Origin of the sequence: Pseudomonas sp. MWU12-3088 (assembly GCF_023242405.1) — a bacterium.
GTDB lineage: Bacteria > Pseudomonadota > Gammaproteobacteria > Pseudomonadales > Pseudomonadaceae > Aquipseudomonas > Aquipseudomonas kribbensis.
In genome coordinates this window covers 292,695-317,464 of the sequence record NZ_JALJEA010000004.1, presented here as the reverse complement: position 1 = coordinate 317,464, position 24,770 = coordinate 292,695, and the positions used below count along the sequence as shown (strand labels likewise).

Below are 24,770 nucleotides of genomic sequence, written 5' to 3'. Positions count from 1 at the left end.
GGTCACTGGAACGAAGCGCTGTCGACGGCGTGATAGACGTAACGTCCACCGGTCATCCGCTTGATCTCTTCGAGGTAATTGGAATTCATCACAAACAGGTTGGCGCCTTCGGGCAACGCATCCATCGCCTCTTGCGGCGAGGACACCCGGGCGCCGCTCAAGGGCAGGTAACGCCCCTGCTTGGCCGGATTGATATCGACCACCCGATCCACCGCCACACCGGCCCGTTGCAGGAACAGCGAATAGATCACGCCTTTGGACGACGCGCCCCAGATCGCCGAACCCTGTTCGGGTGCGCTCTGGATGATCTGTACCGCGCGCTCGAGGCTGGCGGTGAAGTCGTCCGGCAACGCCAGGCGCGGTACCGGCTGTTCCGGGGTCAGGCGCAACGTCGCAAGGTCGGCGACGATGTACAGATACTGGCCGCCGAACAGGTGGCCGGCCTCGTGCACGGTGCCGAACATCCGGCGCAGGTCATCGAGGCGGAAGTAATTGACGTGCTCGTAGAACAGGTCGAACCAGGCTCGGTGTTCGAGGATCCAGTCGAAGCACGGCACTTCGATATAGATCTGCCCGCCACCCTGATTGGCCTCGGCGATCACCGCCAGAAAACCCAGCGGATCCTGGATGTGTTCCAGCACATGACGCAGCACGATGGCGTCCGCTTCCAGGCCCAGACCACGGGTGAACGGCGCCTTGATCACGTCGGCATTCTCGCCTTCGTAGGCCGGATCGATGCCGGTGATGCGGTAGCCCAGACCTTTGAGCAGCTCGAGGAAATAGCCTTTGCCGCAGCCGACTTCGATCAGTTCCTGGCCCTTGAAGTGCCGGGCAATGATGCCTTCGACATCGCTCAGGTGCTTCTGGAACTGGCCGGAATGCGCCTGTTCGTTCTGGTAGTCGGCGTCGTAGCTGAGTTTGTCGGCGTCGAACGCCGCATTGAAGATCAGACCGCTGCGCTCATCCTGCACCAGCAGCATGTCGGCGCTGGCCGATGCCTTCGCCGATTCGGGATCGGCAAAGGTGCGGTTCTGCAGCACCGGCAGGTCGGTGACCCGATACAACTCGTGCCTCATTGCAGCTCTCCCAATAACTGTTGCAGACGCTCGGTCACCGCCCAGAACGCCAGGGGTTCGTGGGTCGGATACGGGTAGTGGCCGAGGTTCAGGCCGATGGTCGCATCGCGTTCACGCACTCGCTGCTCGACCAGCGCCCGCACCGACACCGGCTGGCCGCTGGCGCAATTGATCGTGCCGTCGAAATCCCGTTGGTGCAGGATCGCGGCGAGATGGCCGGCAGCGGTTTCAATCGCCAGAAAATCGCGCAGCTGCTCACCGGCCGACATGTTGAACGTCGCATCGCCGGCATCGATTGCCCGGTCCAGCGCCGCCAGCAGACTGTTGGGGTTTTGCCCGGCGCCGTGCAGATAGAACAGACGCGCCCATTGCAAAGTGAACGGATGTTCCTGCTGCAGATTTTGCAAAAACAGATGCAGCGTGTGCTTGGCCAGACCGTAGGGATTGGCCGGCTGCGCGTCGTTCTGTTCGCTCAGCGGGCCACTCTGCATGCCGTATTCGAAGCAGGTGCCGGTTACCAGCACCTGCTTGATGCCCGCCTCTACCACGCCTTTGATGAAACGGTAGTCGGCCATCAGGTTGTGCTCGAAATGGAACAGCGCCCGATAGTTCGGCAACCCCGGCCAGGCCAGGTGTACGAGTGCATCCACGCCTTCGGTCAGCGCGCCGATGTTCAGGTCGGCGGCGTGAATATCCGCGCTGACGAACTCGACGTCATTGATCCACGGCATGCCCGCAGCTTTCTGTGCATCACGCGCAACCGCCCGCACCGTGCAGCCACGGTTCAGCAATGCCGCGACCAGATGGCGACCGACGAAGCCGGTGGCTCCGGTAACCAGAACCTTCACAGCACGCTCAACTCAGGTACGGCAATCACGAAGCGGCCGTCCCACTGGCGCACCTGGGCCAGTTGCTGACTGACTTCGTGCAGCAGGTTCCATGGCAACACCAGAACGTAGTCCGGTTTCTCGATATCGATCTGCGCCGGCGCCACGATCGGAATGCGGCTGCCCGGCAGGAACTTGCCCTGCTTGTGCGGGTTGGCGTCGGCAACCCAGGCCAGCAGGTCCGACTTGACTCCGGCGTAGTTGAGCAAGGTGTTGCCCTTGGCGGCGGCGCCGTAACCGACCACACGCTTGCCGTCGGCCTTGGCCTGCAACAGGAAGCGCAGCAGGCCATGCTTGATGCGTTCGGCGGCAGGCGCCAGCGTGGCGTAGTACTCGGGGGTTTTCACCCCGGCGTCGAGTTCGGCCTGCAACTGCTGTTGCACCGTCGGCTGCACGGCGCGGCGTTCGCCATCCTTGCGCTGCACGAACACCCGCAGCGAGCCGCCGTGGGTGGTCAACTGGCTGACGTCGAACACTTCCAGACCGTTGCGCTCGCACAACGTCTGCACGGCGGTCAGGGACAGATAGGAATAGTGTTCGTGATACAGCGTGTCGAATTGCGCACCCGCCATCAGCGTCAGCAGTTGCGGGAATTCGAAGGTGGCAACGCCGGTCGGTTTGAGCAGCGCGGCAAAACCGCCGAGGAAATCATTGATGTCCGGCACGTGGGCCAGCACGTTGTTGGCGGCCATCAGGTCGGCGGCCCAGCCTTCGTTTTTCAACTGGGCGGCGGTATCGCGACCGAAGAACAGTTCACGGATTTCCAGGCCTTTTTCCCGCGCTGCCTGTGCGGTGCTGCGGGTCGGCTCGACGCCCAGGCACGGGATGCCGCGACCGGCGACGAATTGCAGCAGGTAGCCGTCATTGGCAGCGACCTCAACAACGCGGCTGTCAGCCGTCAGGCCAAAGCGCTCGACCATCTCCGCAACGTAACGATCGGCATGGGCCAGCCAGGTGCTGGAAAACGAACTGAAATAGGCGTACTCGGCGTCGAACAGGCTGTCGGCGGAGGTGTAATCCTCGGTCTGCACCAGCCAGCATTGCTGGCACACGGCAACCTTCAGCGGCACCCATTGCTCCGCCTGCTCCAGGCGATCGGCATGCACGTAGGCGTTGGACGGTGGCGAGGTGCCGAGGTCGATCAGCGGCAGGCTCAGCGGTGCGGCGCACCCACGGCAGTTCATAGACGCACTCCAGCAAAGTGTTGATCGAGCGCGGGATGGCTGGAATCACGCGCTGACAAATTATTGACAGGCAACGGCCAGGCAATCGCCAGCCGGGGATCGTTCACCGACAGCCCGCCCTCGTGCTCCGGCGCGTAATCGGCGCTGTGCAGGTAAAGCAGCTCGGCATCGTCGGTGAGGGTCTGGAAACCGTGGGCGAAACCGGCCGGAATCAGCAGGCTGCGACCGTCGCCGGCCTTCAGGTGCTCGGCGTGCCAGTGCAGGAAGGTTTCGGAATCCGGGCGCAGGTCCACCGCCACGTCCCACACTTCACCGCGCAGGCAGGTGATCAGTTTGGCTTCCGGGGCGTTGGCGTTCTGGTAATGCAGGCCGCGCACACTGCCCTTCTCGCGGGTGCAGGAATGGTTGATCTGGCGGATGTGAAATTCGCTGCCGAACGTTTTCAGGCTGCCCTCGCAAAACAACCGGGCGAAGTGCCCGCGCTGATCTTCGAAGCGTTTGTGCTGGACGCTGAACAGCCCGGCCAGCGGTAACTGTTTCAAGGAAAACTCGCTCACAGCGCGCCCCGGTAGAGGTTCAGTTGGCCGAGGGTCACGGTGCGCATGTCGTCGCCGTTCTGCCACGCCAGGTGCCAGTCGAGGGTCTGAGTCAGGCATTGCTGCAACGACCAGCGTGGTTGCCAGCCCAGCACCTGACGGGCGCGGCTGCTGTCCAGGCGCAGCAGGCCGGCTTCGTGCAGCTCGCTCGGTTCGATGCGCAGACCGCGGGCCTGAGGCCAGCGGTTGGCGAGCAGTTCGACCACTTCGCCGACGCTGCACATGTCCGCTTCGCCCGGGCCGAAGTTCCACGCCCCGGCGTATTCCGGACCTTCTTCGTAAAGCCCGGCGGCCAGTTGCAGGTAGCCGGCCAGCGGCTCCAGTGCGTGCTGCCATGGGCGCACGGCTTGCGGGTAGCGCAGGGTCACCGGCTCGTCGGCGGACCAGGCTTTCAGTACATCGGGAATCAGCCGCTCAGGGGCGAAGTCACCGCCGCCCAGCACATTGCCCGCACGCGCGGTGGCCAGGGCCAGACCGTGTTCGGCGTACTTGTCGGCCGGGAAGAACGATGCCGCGTAAGACTGCGCCAGCAATTCGCAGCACGCCTTGCTGCTGCTGTAAGGGTCGTGGCCACCGAGGGCTTCATCCTCGCGGTACGGCCACAGCCATTCCTTGTTGGCGTAGACCTTGTCGGTGGTCACCAGCACACAGGCGCGCACGCAACCGACCTGACGAATCGCTTCGAGCAGATTCAGGGTGCCCATGACGTTGCTGGAGTAGGTACCGAGCGGATCGCGATAGCCTTCACGCACCAGCGGCTGGGCTGCCATGTGCAGGACGATCTCCGGCTCGGTGTCGGCAATGATCTCGAGCAAGGCGCCGAGGTCACGCAGGTCGCCGCGCTGATCGTCGATGCCTTCATGCACCCGCGCCAGTTCGAACAGGCTCGGTTCCGTCGAAGGATCGAGGGAGAAACCGCTGACTTGCGCGCCGAGGCTTTGCAGCCACAGGGTCAGCCAGCTGCCCTTGAAACCCGTGTGTCCGGTGACCAGAACCCGCTTGCCGCGCCAGAACTCAGGACTCAGGCCCATTGCTTCCATGGGGCCTCCCCGCTCTGCCACAGCGCTTCGAGATGGTTCTTGTCACGCAGGGTGTCCATCGGATGCCAGAAACCTTCGTGTTCGAAGGCTTTCAGTTGTTCGTCCTGAGCCAGTCGAGCCAACGGCTCCGCCTCCCAGGTGGTTTCATCACCGGCGATGTAGGACAGCACTTTTGGCGACAGCACGAAGAAACCGCCGTTGATCCAGCCGCCGTCGCCGCGCGGTTTTTCGGTGAAGCCGAGGACCTGATCGCCATGCCGCTCGAGGGCACCGTAGCGGCCCGGTGGCTGCACGGCAGTGACGGTCGCCAGACGGCCGTGACCTTTGTGGTAGTCCACCAGCTGCGCAATGTTGATGTCGGAGACGCCGTCGCCGTAGGTGAAGCAGAACGCCTCTTCATCCTTGAGGTAGCGCCCGGCACGCAGCAGACGGCCACCGGTCATGGTTTCCTCGCCGGTGTCGATCAGGGTGACGCTCCACGGCTCGCTGTAGTTCTGGTGCACGTCCATGCGGTTGTTGCGCATGTCGAAAGTGACGTCTGAGGTGTGCAGGAAGTAGTTGGCGAAGAAGTCCTTGATCGCGTAGCCCTTGTAGCCGAGGCAGATCACGAAGTCGTGGATTCCGTGGGCGGAATACTGCTTCATGATGTGCCAGAGAATTGGCTTGCCGCCGATCTCGATCATCGGCTTGGGCTTGAGGTGCGACTCTTCACTGATGCGCGTGCCGAGGCCACCCGCCAAAATAACTGCCTTCATCGTCTCCCCTCTTCTACGTCACAGGGCTCGGCCTCGCTGTTGCAGGCCTTTGCGGCTGAACCTTTGCCAGTCCGGGCGCAGGTGAATGACCGCGAGCGCTCGTTTTATGGCGATTTGAGGGGGACTTGCAGGAAACGCGCCAGCTCCGCCAGCCCTGTGTCGGCGAGGAAATGCAGGCATGAAAAAAGGGATGAATCCGTTGCCGGACTCATCCCTTTCTCAGGCTCGTTTCAACGGATCGAAGGGATCAGCCGAACATGGCAAACCCGTCGACAGTCGCCGGCAGGTCGTAGACCTGGCCGTCGGCCGTCTGCAGGTGCTCGATGTTGTTGTAACCGGCGTACCAACCCTGCAGCTTCACGCCGCTGGCAGGAACACCGACGCTGCCGTCGTTGGCGCCATGCAGATAGGCGTCGTCACCGATGCGAGTGACGTTCAGCTGACTGAGATTGGCAACAGTGTTCAGGATCAGGGTGTCGTTGAGATCCCAGCCCTCATCCTGGATCGTCACCAGCCCGGTAGTGTTCACCACGTAGGTGTCATCACCCTGACCGCCATAGGCAGTGCCGCCGGAATGCGACTGACCGGCAAGATTGAGGATCAGCAGATCATTACCCTCATCGCCGGTCAGCAGGTAGTTGCGCCCTGCACCTGTCAGGACATCGTTACCCTCCCCACCGCGAGCGTCCCCGCCAAACACCAGAATGGTGTCATTACCCGCGTCGCCTTCGGCGATAGTGTTCGTGTCATAGGAGTCGCTGATGATGACGTCGTCACCGGCGCCCCCTGACAACAAATCGGAATTGTAGCCCTGCTCATCGAGACCGGACGCCAGACCGCCATAAATGAGGTCGTTACCCTCCCCACCAAAAATGAAGTCGAAGCCAGCACCGCCCTCGAGGATGTTGTCCCCCGAGTCACCATACAGGTGATCATCAAACCGACTGCCGCGCAGACCTTCGATATCGATAAAGATGTCTCCGAGGGCAATGCCGGTCTGCATGCTCCAGTTCAAAGCAGCGTACAACCCTTCAGTGCTCTCGTCATAACTGACGATGTCGATACCGGCCCCGCCCTCAAAGCGATCAGCACCCGCGCCACCTGACAGGATGTCATTGCCGGCACCGGAGATGATGGTGTTTTCCAGGTCGTTTCCGTATCCGGTGAAGTCCGCCGTGCCGGTGTAGGTCATGTTCTCGACGAACGCTGGCAAGTGCATCGACGACACGCTGGTGTTCAGCTGATCGATGCCGCCAAAAAAACTATCCTCGACGATGGTCACACCCTCGCTGTTGATCGTGTAAACATCATCGCCCGCTCCACCTGCCAGGGTCAGGCCGCCGACGTTGGCGGTGAAGTGATCAGCGAACAACGTACCGATGACATTCTCAACGTTCAGCAACGTGACACCCGGACCTGCATGCTGACCAATGCCGATGCTGACACCATCCCAGGAGTGACGGTAGTTCACGGTGTCGTAGCCATCGGCGCCATCCACGATCATGGCGTTATCGAGCAGATACACCACGTCATCGAAATTCGATCCCTGAATCGCCTCGATGCCGGTGAAGGTGTCGCCAGCGGCGATGGTCAGTGCGCCATAGTTCTCGAAGTCCTGGACTCTCACACCCTCGAGGCTGTCGGAATAGCTGACGGTATCGAAGCCTTCGCCACCCACGAAGTGATCAGCGCCGGCGCCACCCCACAGCCAGTCGTTGCCGGCGCCACCGATGATTTCGTTGTCGCTGGCATTGCCGTAGCCTTTGAAATCGCCGGTTCCGGTAAACGTCAGTTTCTCGATGAACGGATCCATCCTCATGGTGTTGAGGTGAGTACGCAGCTCGTCGTAACCACCGTAATTCTCTTCGATGATAGTCACGCCTTCGGCACCGACAATGTAAACATCGTCACCCATGCTGCCCTCCAGCGTCACACCGCCGATGTTGCTGGTGAAGGTGTCATTTTGAAAGGTGCCGAAGACTTTCTCCACGCCGATCAGCGTATCGACCTTGCCGTCAGCGGCAGTGACAGTCGTCGAAGCACTGTTGAACTCCACGCTCACGCCCGAGGACAAGGCGTAATAGGTCGCCGTATCAAACCCTTCCCCGCCATTCAGCAGATCATTGCCGGCGCTTGCCAGCAGCACATCATCGGACTCCATTCCATAGAGTTCGTCATTGCCGTCGGTGCCCGACAGGACATCCGCATCACTCGTTCCATTCACTACTGACATTTGCGTCTTCCTTGCGTTGTTGTTGAATCCGGATCCTGCCTCCCGGGCACAAGCCGATCACGCCAGCATCAACCGTCCGAGGTCAGCGAATAGAGAAGTATCGACACGAAAATCCCGATGCTTGAGGCTGTCCGGCGAAAAAAGTATCGAGACTGATACAAAGGGGGCATTCAAGACGCAAAAAAAACAGGCGACTCGAAAGTCGCCTGTTTTTCAGTACGTGCCGCGCGGATCGATCAATCGGCCAGCCAGCCGTTTTCCCAGTGCCGCAGGTTGTCGTCGCGCAATACGTAGTCGCGCATGACCACCTCGCGCAACGCATCGCCCATGCGGTAGCTGGCATCCGGATCGGCCAGGTGCATGCGGATCGCCTGCAGCCATTCATCCGTGGAGTTGGTCTTGACCCGGGTGCATGGCAGGTAGCCGCGATAGGCCTCGGTGTCGGTGCACACCACCGGGTAACCGCAGGCGCCGTACTCCAGCAGACGCAGGTTGCTCTTGCAGTCGTTGAAGATATGGAACTCCAGCGGCGCCAGGGCCAGATCGAGATTGAGGCTGGCCAGTTTCGCCGGGTACACGTCCAGCGGAATCACACCATGGAACTCGTGCATGTACGGACGCAGGTCATCCGGGCACATGCCGAAGAACACCCAGTCGACTTCGTTGGCCAGTTCGCGCACCACGTCGGCGATCACCGCCAGGTCACCGTGGTGACTGGTTCCGCCGCCCCAGCCGACCCGTGGTTTTTTCGAGGTACGGCGCTGGCTGCGCAGGTCGGTCCACAAGTGCCGGGACAGCATGTTCGGTACGACGCGAATGTCGTGGTGCATGTCCGACAGCGCGTTGGCCAGCGGCTCGGTCGACACCACGACACGATCGCAGAGACCGATCGCACGCCGCACCAGTCGCTCCATTTCCTGCTTGTTCGGCATGTTGCGAATGTGTGCGTTGCGGTGCGGGACATCGATGACATAGTCATCGAGCTCGTAGATCCGCCGGGCATTGAAGAAGTTCTTCAGCGGTGGAATTTCTTCAATGGCGCTCTCCGAATAACGCCCTTGCAGCACGATCACGTCAGGCGCCTGCCGTTCGATATCGATGATCGAAGGCAGTCCGTAACAAATTCGCCCTTCGGCCCGGTTGGCCGCCTCCAGTTCGATCATCGGCTGGCTGATGCGGTAATGGCCGATGGCAGAAGCATTGATCGGCACCGCCAGCACATTCGGCAACTGCTTGCGGGAGAACGGGTTCCATCCGGTGCGCAGGCCAGGCTCCAGACTGAAGCTGGTTGCACCGACACCCTGCACCGCCAGATTGACGTTGAAGGCAGGATCCCGCGCAATGAGCGGCAACCAGCGCTTGTAGAACGTTTCGTGTTCCTGAACCTGCGTTTGCTGCTCGTCTGCCGTTGCCTCGACAGTCGGTCGCGCGCCCAGCGCCAGCAGCGCATAAGGCGTCCAGACCACCAGATAACCTTCCTGGCCGATACGCAGGCACAGATCCGCAATATTCAGAGCCTGCGCCAGATGTTGCTCGTCGAGCCCACCCACAGCCTCGTAGACCGCTCTGCGAATCATCACGCAGTCACCCCCCACGGCACTCAGGTCATGGGCCGCCTGCAACCGGAACATGTACCCGTCCGCCTGCAGCGACTGGCCATAGAACGGCAGGCCCACCGCCCCTTGCATGCCCAGAATCAGACCGGCATGCAGCACGGCACCGTCCGGGTTGTACAGTTTGGCGCCCACCACACCGACTTCCGGGCGCTGCGCCTGATTGAGCAGTTCGTCGAGCCAGTCGGCATGGGTGATGACCGTAAAGGAATTGAGCATCAACACGTATTCGCCGCGCGCCTGCCCCACCGCAAAATTGTGGGTGGCAGCGGCATTGCCCTGTTGCGCAAAACTCAGGACGCGAACCCGGTCACTGCCCAGTTGCGCCATTCCCTCCAGCCATGCGAGTGCTTCGGCACTGGTACTGCCGTTGTCGACCAGCAGCAGTTCGTATTCGGTGTAGGCGGTCTTTTCCAGCAGCGTTTCGACACAGCGCTGCAAGGCAGCGGTCTGGTCCTTGGTCACAATGACGATGGACACCAACGGACGCCGGCCGTGGAGATAATCGACCCGGTTGAGCAATTCGGAACTGCCGCGACGAATCTCGTGAGCGACGCCGAGACGTTGCAGATGCGCTTCGAGAACACGAGGGTTCTGCGCGACGACACCGGGCTCGGCAAGCCACTTCGACAGGTCGAACGGTGACTCCAGCAAAATTTCGGCGACGTGCCCGACAACCTGCGTGCCGTCGCTCTCGACCATGCGCCACAGCACATCGTGAGGTGCCAGTTGAGCGAACTCCGATGCAAAACCACCCAGCGCCAGAAAGCGCTCACGTTCGAACGCCATGGTCCGCCCGACATAGGGATAGCTGCGCATCAGGTCGAGGTTGAAATCCGGTTTGAATGCAGGCTCCGCCGACTCTCCGTTGCGCAGGCTGCCCTCGTCGCTGTACAGGCATTTGAATGACGGGGAATTGACGATGCGCTCGGCCATGACCAACAACGCCGGCGCCACCAGCCGATCACCGGCCTGCAGCAGGTAGAACCAGTCGGCACCTTCCAGTTGCGGCAGCAAGGCGTTGATCTGCGCCAGACCATCGTCCTGCAAGGGCATGCGGAACACCCGCCCGTCCAGTCCGGCCTCGGTACACGAGGCGGACAGCACCAGGATCAGCTCCGGCGGATAGTCCTGAGCCGCAAGCGACTCCAGCGTGCGCTCGACACTGTCACGACTGCCCTGTCCGTCGATGACGATGGGTACGATTCGCGGCTGATACGACCAGCCGGCAAGTGTCTCCGGCAACAACGTACGCTGCCCGTCGGTGAGCACCCGACACTCGAGCCAATGGGCATAGAGCTCGCCAAAACTCCAGCTGTCGATCCCGACGCTCCACTCCTGGCGGCTCTGCTTGGAACCCAGAGTGCGACTCAGCGGCAGCTCTTCCCAGACCCGCGGCGACTCGTCGGCCTTGGTCAAAGGAACGTAGCGCACCCAGCCCGGCGCAGGTGCCGACTCACCGCTGCGCGCCTTGAGCATTTGCAGAATCCATTCGCGCTCGACTTCCAGCGCATCCTTCATCGGCTGTTGCGCGCTCAGACGCTCTGGGTACAGCCGCTCCGCGCTAAGCACATTGTTGGAGACCGCCAGATTGCCGCGCCGCAACAGGCAGACATACAAGGCGAAATCCAGGGATGCGACGAAGCAGTGACCGTCCTGAGTCAGGGCCGGCAGCAGCTCTTCGACATCTGCACGGCGGAACAATGCATTGGTAAACCCGCCGAGCACATTGACCGGGAATTTCTCGAAGATTCCCAGCAGATCGTCGCCCTTGAACAGACCGCTGTGCGGCGACAGCGAGGTGTTCTCCAGACGCGCCGGCAGGATGATGTCCTGGGCATCCCAGAACAGACGCTGGGCCAGCACCAGACTGACTTCCTCACGCAGCATTTCCTGTGCCTGCTGCTTGATGTGGTCGGCATACAGATGATCATCGTCACACAGAAACTTGATGAACTCGCCCCGCGCCTGATCCAGGCAAGCCTTGAGGTTGCCGATCATGCCCAGCGTGCGCGGGTTGCGTACGTGACGCACCTCGACCCCGGACTCCGCCACCACGGACGCGACGATGCTTTCGATCTCCGAGCCACGACTGTCATCGCAGACAATGATCTCCAGATGACCATAGGTCTGGCTCACTGCACTGTTCAGAGTCCGTTCGAAAAAACGCGGGTTGAAGGCGGGAATGACGAGACTGACAAGGGGGAGTGAATTCACGGCGGACTCGCAAGCGGCGGGAACCCGCCCGGAACAGCGAGCCCTTTGAAACCGCAAAAGAAAACAGAAAATACAGAACGGTCAGAGCAACCGGGCGCTCGCGCGCCCGGCCAGTATCAGATCTTGTTGAACAGACCCAGCTGGCTGATCTTGCTAAACGCCAGTTGCGAGGCCTGCAGCATGGTCTGCTGCAAGGTCAGGCGCGTCATCACCTCGGCCGGATCCGAATCACGGATCGAACCCTGGGTCGTGGTGTTGGCCTGGATCAGGCTCTGGTTGGTGGTGTCCTGGTCATCCAGCGACTGCCCCCGCGCACCGATCGAAGTTACGGCGGCCCCGATCTGATTGGAGGCGCTGTCGATGTTGCCCAGAGCCGACTCCATGGCGCCCTGGAATTTCTGCTTGGCCACCGGATCACCATCGATCGGCGTGTTCAGCGCCGTGACCATCTGGCCCAGGGTGTCGAGCACATTCTGGGTCTGGTGGTTGTTGGACTGGATCGAGAACTGATCACCTGCGCCCGGGGTACCGCCAATGGCGAAGGTCACACCCGCGGCCGTGGCATTGCTGCCGACCATGGTGCCCGACGAAATCGGCTTGCTGTCCGCGGTGACGGGCGCCGCGTACAGGTCGAAGTTGGTGGCACTGGTGAACTTCAGAACCGCGCCGCCGCCCGACGGGAACGTGGCGTCGTAGGCGCCCTGGTTGGTCACGCCGGAGCCAGTAATGACGGCGGTGGACGGGTTGCCCGCGCTGCGCGCCGTGGTGAACGAATCAGGCGTGGCAGACAGCTGGAAGCTGTGACCGGCGATGACCGCGTCCGGGTTTGTGTCGCCAGCCTTGAGGTTGATGTTCAACTTCATATCGACGCCACGGAAGCTGACGGTCTGGTTCGCGCCGTTGCTGTTGCTGATCAGGCCGTTCTGGCTGGCTTCGGTTGTCACATCGTTGCCAAGGGCATCGGTGATTTTCAACTGGGTGCTGCTGACGAAGCTGACGGTGTACGGCTGGCCGCCGGCAAACTTGGCGTTATAGGTGGCGCTGGAGCCGACAGTACCGTTGGTCAACACCACGCGACCGTCATCGACAGCCGGAGCGGTCATGGTGGTCTGGGTGCGGCTGGTATTGATGGTCTGCTGGAAGGCATCCCAACCGGTGGTGTTGGTGGCGACCGACATGCCGTCGCCGATGTTCAGGTTGATCTGGGTCTGGTCACCGTTGTAGGTGTAGGTGCCATCGGCGTTCTGCGAGTACGGCGCCGTATCGGTCTTGGAACCGGAAAACAGGTAGTTGCCGTTGGCATCCTTGGAGTTCATCAGGCCCAGCACCTGCTGCTGGATCTGGCTCAACTCGGCGGCGTAGGCCTTGCGGTCCGCGTCGGTGGCGATGCCGTTGTTGGCGGCCAGGCCGATTTCCTTGGCACGCTGCAACGCCGTGGTAATGGAACCCAGTGTGGATTCCTGCACGGTCAGCGCGCTCTTGGTGGTGCTGACGTTGCCCTGATACTGCTCCAGCATCGAGGCCTGCTGACCCAGCTTGAGCAGGCGCCCGGCACCAATCGGATCATCGGCGGCGGTATTGATGCGTTGCAGGCTGCTCGCCTCGTTCGCAGTGGCAACAGTCTTGCTGTAGTTACGCTGATATTGGGAAGCTTGTGTCGCGTAATACTGAGCGGTGGAAATGCGCATGAATTACGACTCCTTAAAGACTGTTGATCAGCGTGGCGAAGGTTTCCTGCGCAGCCTTGATGATCTGCGAAGACGCTGTGTAGTACTGCTGATACTTGACCAGGTTGCCGGTCTCTTCATCCAGGTTGACCTGAGACAGCGAATCGCGCGCGCCCTTGGCCTGATCGAGGATCGCCGAGGTGGCGTCGTTGTCGGACTTGCTCTGGGCCGCCTTGGTGCCGACGTTGGTCACCAGTTTGTTGTAGGCGTCGGTCAGGCTGATGCCCTTGCTGCCGGTGCCGGTGTCAACGGTCTGTTTGGTCTGCAGGCCGACCAGCGCTTGCGCGTTGCGGTTGTCAGAAGAAGCGGCGCCGGTCAGGTTGATGGTGAAGGTTTCGCCTGGTTTTGGCGTCGCGCCCACGGTGGTCTGCACGGTGAAGGTTTTCTGCACGTTCGGCGTAACCGAAGTATCCATCACCGGAGCACCGGTGGAATCGACCATGCCGATCTTCAGGTTCAGGGTGTTGGCCTGGCCCGGCACGATGGTGCCGGTGCCGATGGTGTTGCCCTTGGCATCGACCATGTTGTACGACTGGCTGCCGCTGGTGACCGCACCCATGACCAGTTTGACTGGCGTCGAATACTTGAGCGCGTTCTGCAACTCGGCCTGGGAAGCCGGGTTGGTGATGTCAATGGTGTCGACCAGCGTCGGCTGGGTGTAGGTGCCGGAGTTGTTGGCACTGGCCACGCCGGTCAACGGTGCTGCTGCCGCGATTTTCTTCGGATCGGTGAGCACGGTCTGAATGTTGGTGGCCGCGTCACGGGTCGGGGTCACCTTGAAGGTGTCACCGGCGCTCATCGCGCCGCCGTTGAGGGCCAGGGTAAAGCCGTCGATCACTGGCGGCGGCGTGGTCGTGGTGCTGAACGAACCCATGTCGGTGCCGTCGGAGCGCTTGACCGAATAGTTGGTGGCGCTGGTGAAGGTGACCTGGTAATCGCTGGTGGTCAGCTTGCCGGTGTCCTTGATGGTGACGTTCAGGTTGCCCGAACCCGCGCTGTTGCCGGCCGAGGCAATGCTGCGCTGGCTGATCAGCGCAGCACTGTTGATGTCATTGAAGATCGGCGCGCCGAAGTCACCGTTCTTGTCGATGCCTTGGGCTTGCTGGCGGTTCATCTGGTCGGCAATGACCAGTGCTACACGGCCCAGCTCGTTGAGCGACGGGTTGAGCACTTCATTGCGATAGGTCAGCAGACCGCCGATTTCACCGCCGCTGATCACCGAAGTGATGTCGATGGTGCTGGAGCCACGATCCATCTGGATGCCCATGCGCGACGGGTCATCCTTGCTCGGAACGGTGCTCAGGGTGTTGGTGGTGTTGCCGACAACCAGCGGCTGACCGCTGCCGACGTAGACGTCGAAGCTGGTGCCGCGCTCTACCACTTGCGCGCCGACCAGCTCGGAGAGCTGACGCACCGCTTCGTTACGGCTGTCGAGCAGATCGTTCGGCTGACCGCCGCTGGTGGAAACTTCGCCGATCTTCTGGTTGAGATTGGCAATCGAAGTGGCCAGCTTGTTGACCTGGGCGGCCATGTCGCCGAGGTTGCCATTGATCGTGGTGTTCTGATCGTTCAGCTGTTTGGCCAGGGCGTTGAAGCGGCTGGTCAGCGCTTGCGAGCCGGTCAGTACCGACTGACGGGACGTGTCGTCGGTCGCCGAAGTCGCTACACCTTGCATCGAGGTGAAGAACTTCTGCAGCACGCCGGTCAGGCCTGTGTTGGTATCGGACAACGAGTTGTCCAGGGCAGTCGCCTGGCCACCGTAGGCAGCCGCTTCACTGTTGAGCGACGTGGCGGTATGCAGCTGGCTTTCCAGGTAAGAGTTGTATACCCGGCGCACGTCGGCCAGGGTCGTGCCCGTACCGATGAACACGTTGCCAGTCTGGATCGAGGACTTGGTGCCCTGCACGGTTTGCTGGCGCGAATAACCGGCGGTGTCGACGTTGGCAATGTTGTTACCTGTCACAGCCAGAGAGGACGAACTCGCGGCCAACCCCGACATCCCGATATTGAGCAAACTCATGATTCAAACCTTACCTTGTGTTTATAAAGGCGTTGTTGAAACGCCGGCCGCAGCGTAGTTCTGATTTACCGTCATCTGCCTGGCAATCTGCGAAATCTTGCTTGCGTAGTTCGGGTCGGTCGCATAACCGGCCTTTTGCAACTCGCGTACAAACTGTTCTGGGTTATCGGCCGACTTCAGCACATCTTGATAGCGATTATTGCTCTGCAGCAAAGTCACCAGATCGTGGAAGCTGTCCTTGTACGAGGCATAGGAACGGAACTCGGCCGTCTCCTTGACCATCTGCCCGTTGCGGAACTCGCTGGTGATCGCCCGGGCCGAATCGCCCTTCCAGTTGCTGCTCGCCTTGATGCCGAACAGGTTGTGGCTGCTGGTGCCGTCCTGGGCGCGCATGACCGATTTGCCATAACCGGTTTCCAGTGCGGCCTGAGCCACCAGATAACGCGGATCGACGCCAATGCGCGCCGCCGCCTCCTTGGCCATCGGCAGCATGGTGTTGACGAATTCGTCGGCGTTGCTGAACGCCTTCTTCGCCGGCGCCAGTGGAATCTGCGCCATGGCGCGACCGTAAATCTGCATCTGCCCGCCGGAGGCCTTGTCAGCTTCGGCGCGGGCCAGCCAGTCGCCGTTGTACAGCGGGCCGGAACCGGTGGCGGCAGCCATCGTGTCGCGCTGCGGCAATTGAGTGGCTGCTGCCGGCGTAGCCGAAGGCACCAGACCGGCAAGCAGGCGATCAGCCAGTTTCGGCGGCAGCGCCAGGCGACGCTGGTTGATCATTTCCATGTCATTGCGATGGGCAAGCTGGGTGTTCGGCGCATGCACCGAACGCGAAGCCCACAACGGACGCTCGCCATTGAGGCGCGACAGCGGACCGTTGGTGGCCACGGTGCCGGCGGCAATCGGCGTTTCCACCGCAGCGGCCCTGGCCAGCGCCTCCTGCTGCTTGGCAGCGGACGCGGCGGCAGCCTCGCCCGGCGCCATCGGTTTGTTCTTCGACATCTGCTTCATCAGCACGTCGGCCAGACCGATACCACCACCCTCGCGGGACAGGGAAACGGCCAGCTGCTGGTCGTACATTTCCTGATATTGCTTGGCTGCCGGGGTGTTGAGCGGGTTGTCCTGGCCCAGCGCTTCAGTGGCCGAACGCATCGACTTGAGCATCTCGCCGAGGAACAGCGATTCGAATTCCTGCGCAACCTTGCGCATGTTGCCGTCGCTGTTCTTGTCGCCGACCTTGAGCTGGTTCAGACGATTGAGGTCGGAGTACGAACCCGAATCGCTGCTGCTGACCAGACCGCTTTTGCGCATATCCATGGGCGGCGTCCTCAGATCACGATCAGGTCGGCTTGCAACGCGCCGGCCTGCTTCAGTGCTTCGAGAATGGCCATCAGGTCACCCGGTGCCGCGCCGACCTGGTTCACCGCACGGACGATTTCGTCGAGGGTGGTGCCCGGGCCGAACTTGAACATCGGCTTGGCTTCCTGCTGAGCATTCACACGCGAGCGCGGCACCACGGCGGTCTGGCCGTTGGACAACGGGCCAGGCTGGCTGACGATCGGGTCTTCGGTGATGGTCACGGTCAGGCTGCCGTGGGTCACGGCGGCCGGCGACACCTTCACGTTCTGGCCGATGACGATGGTGCCGGTACGGGAGTTGATGATGACTTTCGCCACCGCCTGACCCGGATCGACTTCGAGGTTTTCCAGGATCGACAGATAGTCGACACGCTGGCTCGGATCGAGCGGCGCGGTGACGCGGATCGAACCGCCGTCGATGGCCTGAGCAACGCCCGGGCCGAGCATGTCGTTGATCTTGTCGACGATGCGCTTGGCGGTGGTGAAGTCGGAACGGTTGAGGTTCAGCGTCAGGCTGTTGCCCTGGTTGAAACCGCTCGGCACCGAACGCTCGACCGAGGCACCGCCGGGGATGCGACCGGCCGACGGAACGTTGACGGTGATCTTCGAACCGTCACGACCTTCGGCGTCGAAACCACCCACCACCAGGTTGCCCTGAGCAATGGCGTAGACATTGCCGTCGATACCCTTGAGCGGGGTCAGCAACAGGGTGCCGCCACGCAGACTCTTGGAGTTACCGATGGACGAAACGGTGATATCGACCTGCTGACCCGGCTTGGCGAACGCCGGCAGATCGGCACTCACCGACACCGCCGCGACGTTTTTCAACTGCACGTTGCCCGATCCCGGCGGCACCTTGATGCCGAACTGCGAGAGCATGTTGTTGAAGGTCTGCAGGGTGAACGGGGTTTGCGTGGTCTGGTCGCCGGTGCCGTTAAGCCCGACCACCAGGCCGTAGCCGATCAACTGGTTGGAACGCACGCCGGAAATGCTGGCGATATCTTTCAGCCGCTCGGCTTGTGCGTTGAAGGCCGCCGACAACAAAACGGCAGCCACCATGAGGCTCTTGAAATTCAACTTGGCCACCTAGAAAGGGAACAGCGGGCTGAGGAAGAAACGGTCGAACCAGCCTGGCTGACTCGCATCGGCAAACGAACCGGTGCCCGAGTAGGTGATGCGCGCATCGGCGACCCGGGTCGACGACACGGTGTTGTCAGTGGCGATGTCATCGGCGCGTACGAGGCCGGCGATCCGCACCAGTTCATCACCGGTGTTGAGGGTCATCCACTTCTCGCCACGCACGGCGATGATGCCGTTGGGCAACACGTCGGCCACGGTCACGGTAATCGAACCGGTCAGGGTGTTGCCCTGGGCCGCCTTGCTGTCACCCTTGGTCGCGCGGTCGCCGCTGTAGCCGACGTCCAGGCTCAGATCGTTTCCACCCAACGGGTTGTTGGTGGTGCCGCTGCCGCCGAACAGCGAAGTCAGGCCGATGCCGGTCTTGCTGTTCTTGGCCACTTGCGAGTTGGCGTTTTTGCTGGCCTGGGTCTTCTCGTTCAGGGTGATAGTGATGATGTCACCGACCCGGAACGCCTTGCGGTCGCTGTACAGGTTCTGTTCGAAACCGGCCTGATAGATCGAGCCGTTGTTGGCGGCCGCCGGCAACGGCGTACGCGGCAACACCGGGGCGTAGTAAGGGTCATTGGGCTTGGGCGTCGGAGCGACGCAGCCCGCGAGCGAGACGACCCCACCCAATGCCAGAACAGATACGAAGCGTTTCATGACCCTTACCTCACGGTGTTGCAGGCGGCCTCATGGCCGCCTCATAGACTTGATTACAGATTCTGCGTTACGAACGAGAGCATCTGGTCGGCGGTGGAGATCACCTTGGAGTTCATCTCGTAGGCACGCTGGGTGGTGATCATGTTGACCATCTCTTCCACGGTGCTCACGTTGGAGGTTTCCAGGGTGTTCTGCAGGGTGGTGCCGAAACCGTTCAGGCCCGGAGTACCGACTTGCGGCGCGCCGGAAGCGGCGGTTTCCAGGAACAGGTTGTTGCCCACGGCTTGCAGGCCGGCCGGGTTGATGAAGTCGGCGGTCTGCAGGTTGCCGATCACTTGCGAAGCGGCGTTGCCGGCAACGGTGATCGACACGGTGCCGTCACGGCCGACGGTGAAGGTCTGGGCGTTGTTCGGGATGACAATCGCCGGCTCCAGCGCGAAACCGCTGGCGTTGACGATCTGGCCGTTGGAATCGAGGTGGAAAGTACCGTCACGGGTGTAGGACGTGGTGCCGTCCGGCTGCAGGATCTGGAAGAATCCACGGCCGTCGATGGCCATGTCCAGCGGCTGCTCGGTGGTTTGCAGGCTGCCGGCGGTGAAGTTTTTCTGGGTGCCGACGATGCGCACACCGGTACCCACTTGCAGACCCGACGGCAGTTCGCTGTCCTGGGTCGACTGGGCGCCTGGCTGACGCTTGATCTGATACAGCAGGTCCTGGAACTCGGCGCGGTCACGTTTGAAACCCGTGGTCGACACGTTGGCCAGGTTGTTGGAAATGGTGGTCAGGTTGGTGTCCTGGGCGGACAGACCGGTTTTGGCAACCCATAGAGCCGGAAGCATTCGATTCTCCTCGTGCGCCTGTTTTACGGCGCGACGTTCTGATAATTAGCTGATCTGCAAGACCCGAGCCATGGCCTGGTCGTCGTCTTTGGCGGTGTTCATCATCTTGACGTGCAACTCGAACTGCTTGGCCAGGGCCAGCACCGAGGTCATCTCTTCCACGGCATTGACGTTGCTCGATTCCAGGAAACCCGACACCAGTTTGACGTTGGCATCGGCCGGCGCAGGCTGGCCGTCCTTGGTGTAGATCGAACCGTCCAGGCCCTTGTTCATGTTCTTGATGTCCGGGTTGACCAGCTTGATCCGGTCGACTTCGGCCATGACGCGCGGGCCCTCGCCCATCGCACGGATACTGATGGTGCCGTCTTCACCGACTTCCACTTGCTGCTCCGGCGGAATGGCAATCGGACCGCCATTGCCCAGCACCGGCATGCCGTTGCCGGCACGCAACACGCCAAGGGCGTCGATATTCAGGCTGCCGGTACGCACATAGCTTTCGCCGCCGTTGGGGTTCTGCACGGCAATGAAGCCGTTGCCGCTGACGGCCACGTCGAGGTCACGCCCGGTCTGCACCAGGGAGCCCGGAGTGAAATCGGTGGCAGGCCGTTCGCTCATGGCAAACGCACGCGCCGGAAAGCTGTCACCGAACACCGGCATCGAACGCGCCTGCTCCAGGTCGCGCTGAAAACCATTGGTGGAGATGTTCGCCAGGTTGTTGGCATGAGCCTTTTGCGCCAGTGCGTTCTGGCTGGCGCCGGTCATTGCCACATAAAGGTACTTGTCCACACTCTTTCCTCTGCATGCCGGACGTTTGCCGCCCACCGCTGTACTGCTGAGCCACAAGCAATTTGCAGACCAACTTTTTTCTGGCGGCCAGGAGCCCGATAAACAAAGGACTTGAGGGGTTTTGCGGGAAAGAAGGAAATGTATCGAAGACGAAAAACCGGCGGTGTCATGCCGCTTCGCGGCAATCAACCAGGCCGGTCGGGATCACTCGGACGCGTCTTTGCCGACTTCGTATTCACGCAACTTGTTGGCAATGGTCGTATGGGAAACCCCAAGCCGCTTGCCCAGTTGCCGACTGCTCGGGTGCTCGGAATACAGTCGCTCCAGCACCGCTTTCTCGAAGCGCCCGACAATCTCGTCCAGCCCGCCTTCGAGGGAGAAATCGCCAAGCGGCTGACGCACGCCATAGTCCGGCAGACGAATATGCTCGGCCTTGACCGTTCCGCCATCGCACAGCGAAACCGCCTGGAACAGCACGTTCTCCAGTTGCCGCACGTTGCCCGGCCAATGGTAGTGGCTGAGTCGGTCCATCGCCGCCGGTGCCAGTTTCGGCAGCGGGCAACCGATCTGCCGGCTGGCCTGATCGAGGAAGTGCTCCACCAGCGGCGTCAAACCGTCGAGGCATTCGCGCAATGGCGGGATGTGCAGCGAAAGCACGTTTAAGCGATGGTACAAATCCTGGCGGAACTCGCCACGGGCGCACAACTCGGACAAATCGACCTGGGTGGCGCAGATCACCCGCACATCCAGATAAACCTCTTCATCACTGCCTACACGCCGGAAGCAACCGTCCTGCAGGAAGCGCAGCAATTTCACCTGCAGGCGCGGGCTCATTTCGCCGACGCCATCGAGGAACAGCGTACCGCCCGCCGTCAGCTCCAGCAGCCCGAGCTTGCCTTCCGCCCGCGCGCCCTCGAAGGCACCGGGGCCGTAGCCGAACAGTTCGGTCTCGGCCATCGATTCCGGCAGCCCCGCACAGTTGAGCGCCATCAGTGGCGACTGGCCGCGCGGGCTCGCCAGGTGACAGGCCCGCGCCAGCAACTCCTTGCCGGTGCCGGTTTCGCCTTCAATAAGAAGAGGCGCATCCAGCGGCGCCATGCGCCGGGCTTCGCGCACCACTGCCGCCATCACTTTCGAGCTCTGGAAGATGCTGTCGAAGCCACGCAGCTCCTGCTTGCGCACGTTATAGATGCGCTCGCCGACCCGGTCCGCCCGGTGCAGCGTCAACACAGCACCCGCCATGGCCTCGCTGTCATCGTGCTCCGATTGGAGGGGAGCGATGTCGGCCAGAAAGATGTCGCCCTTGACCTTGACCCGCATGCCGTTGATTCGCGACTTGTTGGCGCGCACCAGTTCCGGCAGGTCGAAGTCCTCGGCGTAACGCGACAGCGGAATCCCCGGCACCTCGTCCACCCGCACGCCGAGCAACTGCGCCGCCGCACGGTTGGCGGCAACGATCGAGCCGCCCATGTCGATCGACAGCACCGGAAACTCCAGCGCACCGAGCAACGCGTTCAACTCCATGTGCCGGCGCTCGCTGGGCATCAGCCCTACCCGCTTCACACCAAACACCCCGGCGATGGCTTCGAACTTCGGCCGCAACGCCTGGAACTGCAGGTTGATCAGGTTCGGGCAGTGCAGATAGATCGCATTGCCGTGTTCACCGCCGACCTCGCCGCGGGCGACGTTGATCCCGTACTCCACCAGCAGATTGAGAATGTCGCGCAGGATGCCGATGCGGTTCTGGCAGTGGACTTTGATACGCATATAAAGGCCCGAAACAGGTAAAGGAGCGGATTTTTCTCTGCCGCCCAAAAGATAGTCGTCAAGATTATGTGACAGGCACGGCTCGTTTCAAACCCGCGAATCACCACAATCACGACTTATCGCACAAAGCGTAACGATAATTTTACGATTTAAAGAGACTTTTCCTACTCGAGCGATCTTCAACCTGCTGCAACACGGCACGCTCTGGGGTATTTCTCAGTCCATAGCAGGACATAACAAGAACGAATTCCCCTCGCAGGAGAGCAGTATGAAGCAGACGCAATACGTGGCCCGCGAGCCCGATGCGCAAGGTTTTATCGACTACCCCGCCGAAGAACACGCGGTGTGGAACACGCTGATCACCCGCCAGCTCAAAGTGATCGAGGGTCGGGCGTGCCAGGAATACCTGGACGGTATCGAAAAACTCGGCCTGCCCCACGACCGCATCCCGCAACTGGGCGAGATCAACAAGGTGCTCGGCGAGACCACCGGTTGGCAGGTTGCCCGCGTCCCGGCGCTGATTCCCTTCCAGACCTTTTTCGAATTGCTCGCCAGCAAGCAGTTTCCGGTGGCCACCTTCATTCGCACCCGTGAAGAACTGGACTACCTGCAAGAGCCGGACATTTTCCACGAGATCTTTGGCCATTGCCCGCTGCTGACCAACCCATGGTTCGCCGAATTCACCCATACCTACGGCAAGCTCGGCCTGCAAGCGACCAAGGAAGAGCGCGTGTATCTGGCGCGCCTGTACTGGATGACCATCGAGTTCGGCCTGGTCGACACCCCGCAAGGCAAGCGCATCTACGGCGGCGGCATTCTGTCTTCGCCGAAGGAAACTGTTTATTCGCTGTCGGACGAGCCTGAGCATCAGGCTTTCGATCCGCTGGAAGCCATGCGCACGCCGTACCGCATCGACATCCTGCAACCGCTGTACTTTGTCCTGCCGAACCTCAAGCGCCTGTTCGACCTCGCCCACGAAGACATCATGGGCATGGTCAAGCAAGGCATGCAGCTGGGTCTGCACGCACCGAAATTTCCGCCGAAACCAAAAGCTGCGTGAACCGTGGCTTTTACTTACAAGTGAGTCTGTCAGTCGTCGCGGCTTTGGTTTAGCGTGACGGCATTGCCAGCCAATATAAAAAAACACCTCTAGATTTCAGGAAGTACACCATGTCCACCTTGAACCAAGCCCATTGCGAAGCGTGCCGTGCCGATGCTCCACAGGTCAGCGATGAAGAATTGCCGATCCTGATCAAGCAGATCCCTGACTGGAACATCGAAGTACGCGACAGCATCATGCAGCTGGAAAAAGTCTTCCTGTTCAAGAATTTCAAGCACGCCCTGGCCTTCACCAATGCCGTCGGCGAGATCTCCGAGGCCGAAGGTCACCACCCGGGCCTGCTGACCGAGTGGGGCAAAGTCACCGTGACCTGGTGGAGCCACTCGATCAAGGGCCTGCATCGCAACGACTTCATCATGGCCGCGCGCACCGACGAAGTGGCCAAGACTGCAGAAGGACGCAAGTAATGCACTTCGACGCCATCGGCCGGGTGCCCGGCGACCCGATCCTCGGCCTGATGGAGGCCTACGCGCAGGATTCCAACCCGCGCAAGTTCGACCTCGGCGTGGGCGTCTACAAGGATGCCCAGGGCCTGACGCCGATTCCCGAAGCGGTGAAAATCGCCGAGGCGCGCCTGGTCGAGAGCCAGGACACCAAGACCTACATCGGTGGCCACGGCAACCCGCTGTTCGGCAAGGTGATCAATGAGCTGGTGCTCGGTGCCGATTCGGCACTGATCGCCCAGCAGCGCGCCGGCGCCACCCAGACCCCGGGCGGCACCGGTGCCCTGCGTCTGGCAGCGGACTTCATCGCGCAATGCCTGCCGGGCAAAGGCGTATGGCTGAGCAACCCGACCTGGCCAATCCACGAAACGATTTTCGCGGCCGCCGGGGTCAAGATCAGCCATTACCCGTACGTCGGCAGCGACAACCGCCTCGATGTCGATGCGATGCTCGCCGTGCTCAATGAAGTGCCGAAAGGTGATGTGGTGCTGCTGCACGCGTGCTGCCACAACCCGACCGGTTTCGATCTGAGTCACGACGACTGGCACCGCGTGCTGGACGTGGTGCGCAGCCGCCATCTGCTGCCGCTGATCGACTTTGCCTACCAGGGCTTTGGCGACGGTCTGGAGCAGGATGCGTGGTCAACCCGGCTGTTCGCCGCCGAGTTGCCCGAGCTGCTGATCACCAGTTCCTGCTCGAAGAACTTCGGCCTGTACCGCGACCGCACCGGTGCGCTGATCGTCTGCGCGAAAAGCGCCGACAAGCTCATCGACATCCGCAGCCAGTTGGCGCACATCGCCCGCAACCTGTGGTCGACGCCGCCGGATCACGGCGCGGCTGTGGTCGCCACGATCCTCGCCGATCCGGAGCTGAAACGCCGCTGGGCCGACGAAGTGGAAGCCATGCGTCTGCGCATCGCCCAGTTGCGCAGTGGCCTGGTGGAAGCGCTGGAGCCGCATGGCTTACGCGAGCGCTTTGCACACATTGGCGTGCAACGCGGGATGTTCTCCTACACCGGCCTGTCGCCGGAACAAGTGAAAAACCTGCGTGAGCATCACAGCGTGTACATGGTCAGCTCGGGCCGGGCCAACGTCGCCGGGATTGATGCGACACGTCTGGATCTGCTGGCTGAAGCGATCGCTAGCGTCTGCAAATAAACAAATGTCAGGGGCGGCGGGCACACCGCCGCTCCCGCATTTGTCCTGCGTCACCCTGTCGCACTTGTCTAGACAATCCCGCCCGTCGAAACAAATGGATTTAAAAATCTGATTGTCACTTTTCCTGCTGTATCCTTCGCAGGCTTTCTGAAAGCGCGGATCTACCAGATCTA

The 24,770-nt window shown here is 61.4% G+C and carries 19 protein-coding genes; 3 read left to right on the top strand and 16 right to left on the bottom strand.

Annotation, left to right across the window (positions count from 1 at the left end):
- Window positions 1-2: 2 nt before the first annotated feature.
- From M5B98_RS13010 to M5B98_RS12935, 16 genes are all read right to left on the bottom strand, one after another.
- Window positions 3-1,076, bottom strand: a complete 1,074-nt coding sequence (locus M5B98_RS13010) for a class I SAM-dependent methyltransferase (protein WP_085710440.1) — start codon at window positions 1,074-1,076, stop codon at window positions 3-5.
- Window positions 1,073-1,924: an NAD-dependent epimerase/dehydratase family protein gene (locus M5B98_RS13005; RefSeq protein ID WP_248742911.1), complete on the bottom strand. Its 852-nt coding sequence runs from the start codon at window positions 1,922-1,924 to the stop codon at window positions 1,073-1,075. The genes M5B98_RS13010 and M5B98_RS13005 overlap by 4 nt, the downstream gene beginning before the upstream one ends.
- Complete coding sequence (locus M5B98_RS13000) at window positions 1,921-3,147, bottom strand: class I SAM-dependent methyltransferase (protein WP_248742910.1); 1,227 nt, start codon at window positions 3,145-3,147, stop codon at window positions 1,921-1,923. Before M5B98_RS13000 ends, M5B98_RS13005 begins: the two co-directional genes overlap by 4 nt.
- A complete protein-coding gene (gene rfbC / locus M5B98_RS12995) occupies window positions 3,144-3,704 on the bottom strand; it encodes a dTDP-4-dehydrorhamnose 3,5-epimerase (RefSeq protein WP_248742909.1) in 561 nt (186 codons plus the stop codon). The genes M5B98_RS13000 and rfbC overlap by 4 nt, the downstream gene beginning before the upstream one ends.
- Window positions 3,701-4,783: a CDP-glucose 4,6-dehydratase gene (gene rfbG / locus M5B98_RS12990; RefSeq protein WP_248742908.1), complete on the bottom strand. Its 1,083-nt coding sequence runs from the start codon at window positions 4,781-4,783 to the stop codon at window positions 3,701-3,703. Before rfbG ends, rfbC begins: the two co-directional genes overlap by 4 nt.
- Entirely contained in the window at window positions 4,765-5,538 is a 774-nt protein-coding gene (gene rfbF / locus M5B98_RS12985; protein WP_007958332.1) for a glucose-1-phosphate cytidylyltransferase, read from the bottom strand. Before rfbF ends, rfbG begins: the two co-directional genes overlap by 19 nt.
- Window positions 5,539-5,785: 247 nt before the next feature.
- Window positions 5,786-7,771 carry a calcium-binding protein gene (locus tag M5B98_RS12980; protein ID WP_248742907.1) on the bottom strand — a complete coding sequence of 662 codons (1,986 nt, stop codon included), beginning with the start codon at window positions 7,769-7,771 and terminating at the stop codon, window positions 5,786-5,788.
- A gap of 236 nt (window positions 7,772-8,007) precedes the next feature.
- On the bottom strand, window positions 8,008-11,601 hold the full coding sequence (locus M5B98_RS12975; RefSeq protein ID WP_248742906.1) for a glycosyltransferase: 3,594 nt from the start codon (window positions 11,599-11,601) through the stop codon (window positions 8,008-8,010).
- 116 nt (window positions 11,602-11,717) lie between these two features.
- Window positions 11,718-13,289, bottom strand: coding sequence for a flagellar hook-associated protein 3 (locus M5B98_RS12970; protein WP_248742905.1), 1,572 nt, complete (start codon window positions 13,287-13,289; stop codon window positions 11,718-11,720).
- Window positions 13,290-13,302: 13 nt separating this feature from the next.
- The gene (flgK, locus tag M5B98_RS12965) at window positions 13,303-15,348 is read right to left on the bottom strand and encodes a flagellar hook-associated protein FlgK (protein WP_248742904.1); all 2,046 of its coding nucleotides are present in this window, start codon (window positions 15,346-15,348) and stop codon (window positions 13,303-13,305) included.
- 21 nt (window positions 15,349-15,369) lie between these two features.
- Window positions 15,370-16,662 (bottom strand): flagellar assembly peptidoglycan hydrolase FlgJ, encoded by a 1,293-nt coding sequence (flgJ, locus tag M5B98_RS12960; protein ID WP_248742903.1) that lies wholly within the window; start codon window positions 16,660-16,662, stop codon window positions 15,370-15,372.
- Window positions 16,663-16,673: 11 nt separating this feature from the next.
- Entirely contained in the window at window positions 16,674-17,762 is a 1,089-nt protein-coding gene (locus M5B98_RS12955) for a flagellar basal body P-ring protein FlgI (protein WP_065260802.1), read from the bottom strand.
- A 27-nt stretch (window positions 17,763-17,789) separates the two neighbouring features.
- Complete coding sequence (gene flgH / locus M5B98_RS12950) at window positions 17,790-18,485, bottom strand: flagellar basal body L-ring protein FlgH (protein ID WP_007965503.1); 696 nt, start codon at window positions 18,483-18,485, stop codon at window positions 17,790-17,792.
- 53 nt (window positions 18,486-18,538) lie between these two features.
- Window positions 18,539-19,324 (bottom strand): flagellar basal-body rod protein FlgG, encoded by a 786-nt coding sequence (flgG, locus tag M5B98_RS12945; protein WP_007958342.1) that lies wholly within the window; start codon window positions 19,322-19,324, stop codon window positions 18,539-18,541.
- Between the two features lie 45 nt (window positions 19,325-19,369).
- Complete coding sequence (locus tag M5B98_RS12940) at window positions 19,370-20,110, bottom strand: flagellar basal body rod protein FlgF (protein ID WP_085710427.1); 741 nt, start codon at window positions 20,108-20,110, stop codon at window positions 19,370-19,372.
- Between the two features lie 204 nt (window positions 20,111-20,314).
- A complete protein-coding gene (locus tag M5B98_RS12935; protein ID WP_085710425.1) occupies window positions 20,315-21,877 on the bottom strand; it encodes a sigma-54-dependent transcriptional regulator in 1,563 nt (520 codons plus the stop codon).
- Window positions 21,878-22,100: 223 nt separating this feature from the next.
- Between M5B98_RS12935 and phhA the strand changes: the two genes are divergently transcribed.
- The 3 genes from phhA to M5B98_RS12920 all read left to right on the top strand — a co-directional run bounded on the left by phhA (window position 22,101) and on the right by M5B98_RS12920 (window position 24,597).
- Window positions 22,101-22,937 carry a phenylalanine 4-monooxygenase gene (phhA, locus tag M5B98_RS12930; protein WP_225739972.1) on the top strand — a complete coding sequence of 279 codons (837 nt, stop codon included), beginning with the start codon at window positions 22,101-22,103 and terminating at the stop codon, window positions 22,935-22,937.
- Window positions 22,938-23,047: 110 nt separating this feature from the next.
- Entirely contained in the window at window positions 23,048-23,404 is a 357-nt protein-coding gene (locus M5B98_RS12925) for a 4a-hydroxytetrahydrobiopterin dehydratase (RefSeq protein WP_003222798.1), read from the top strand.
- Window positions 23,404-24,597, top strand: coding sequence for an amino acid aminotransferase (locus M5B98_RS12920; protein WP_248742902.1), 1,194 nt, complete (start codon window positions 23,404-23,406; stop codon window positions 24,595-24,597). The genes M5B98_RS12925 and M5B98_RS12920 overlap by 1 nt, the downstream gene beginning before the upstream one ends.
- Window positions 24,598-24,770 lie beyond the last annotated feature (173 nt).

Bases quoted from the DNA above. Each gene is read 5' to 3' on its own strand.
- M5B98_RS12935 (WP_085710425.1), bottom strand. From the start codon at position 21,877: ATGCGTATCAAAGTCCACTGCCAGAACCGCATCGGCATCCTGCGCGAC.
- flgH (WP_007965503.1), bottom strand. From the start codon at position 18,485: ATGAAACGCTTCGTATCTGTTCTGGCATTGGGTGGGGTCGTCTCGCTC.
- flgJ (WP_248742903.1), bottom strand. From the start codon at position 16,662: ATGGATATGCGCAAAAGCGGTCTGGTCAGCAGCAGCGATTCGGGTTCG.
- M5B98_RS12955 (WP_065260802.1), bottom strand. From the start codon at position 17,762: ATGGTGGCTGCCGTTTTGTTGTCGGCGGCCTTCAACGCACAAGCCGAG.
- rfbG (WP_248742908.1), bottom strand. From the start codon at position 4,783: ATGGAAGCAATGGGCCTGAGTCCTGAGTTCTGGCGCGGCAAGCGGGTT.
- M5B98_RS12920 (WP_248742902.1), top strand. From the start codon at position 23,404: ATGCACTTCGACGCCATCGGCCGGGTGCCCGGCGACCCGATCCTCGGC.
- M5B98_RS12980 (WP_248742907.1), bottom strand. From the start codon at position 7,771: ATGTCAGTAGTGAATGGAACGAGTGATGCGGATGTCCTGTCGGGCACC.
- rfbF (WP_007958332.1), bottom strand. From the start codon at position 5,538: ATGAAGGCAGTTATTTTGGCGGGTGGCCTCGGCACGCGCATCAGTGAA.
- M5B98_RS13000 (WP_248742910.1), bottom strand. From the start codon at position 3,147: ATGAACTGCCGTGGGTGCGCCGCACCGCTGAGCCTGCCGCTGATCGAC.
- flgK (WP_248742904.1), bottom strand. From the start codon at position 15,348: ATGAGTTTGCTCAATATCGGGATGTCGGGGTTGGCCGCGAGTTCGTCC.
- M5B98_RS13010 (WP_085710440.1), bottom strand. From the start codon at position 1,076: ATGAGGCACGAGTTGTATCGGGTCACCGACCTGCCGGTGCTGCAGAAC.
- M5B98_RS12970 (WP_248742905.1), bottom strand. From the start codon at position 13,289: ATGCGCATTTCCACCGCTCAGTATTACGCGACACAAGCTTCCCAATAT.
- M5B98_RS12925 (WP_003222798.1), top strand. From the start codon at position 23,048: ATGTCCACCTTGAACCAAGCCCATTGCGAAGCGTGCCGTGCCGATGCT.
- flgG (WP_007958342.1), bottom strand. From the start codon at position 19,324: ATGCTTCCGGCTCTATGGGTTGCCAAAACCGGTCTGTCCGCCCAGGAC.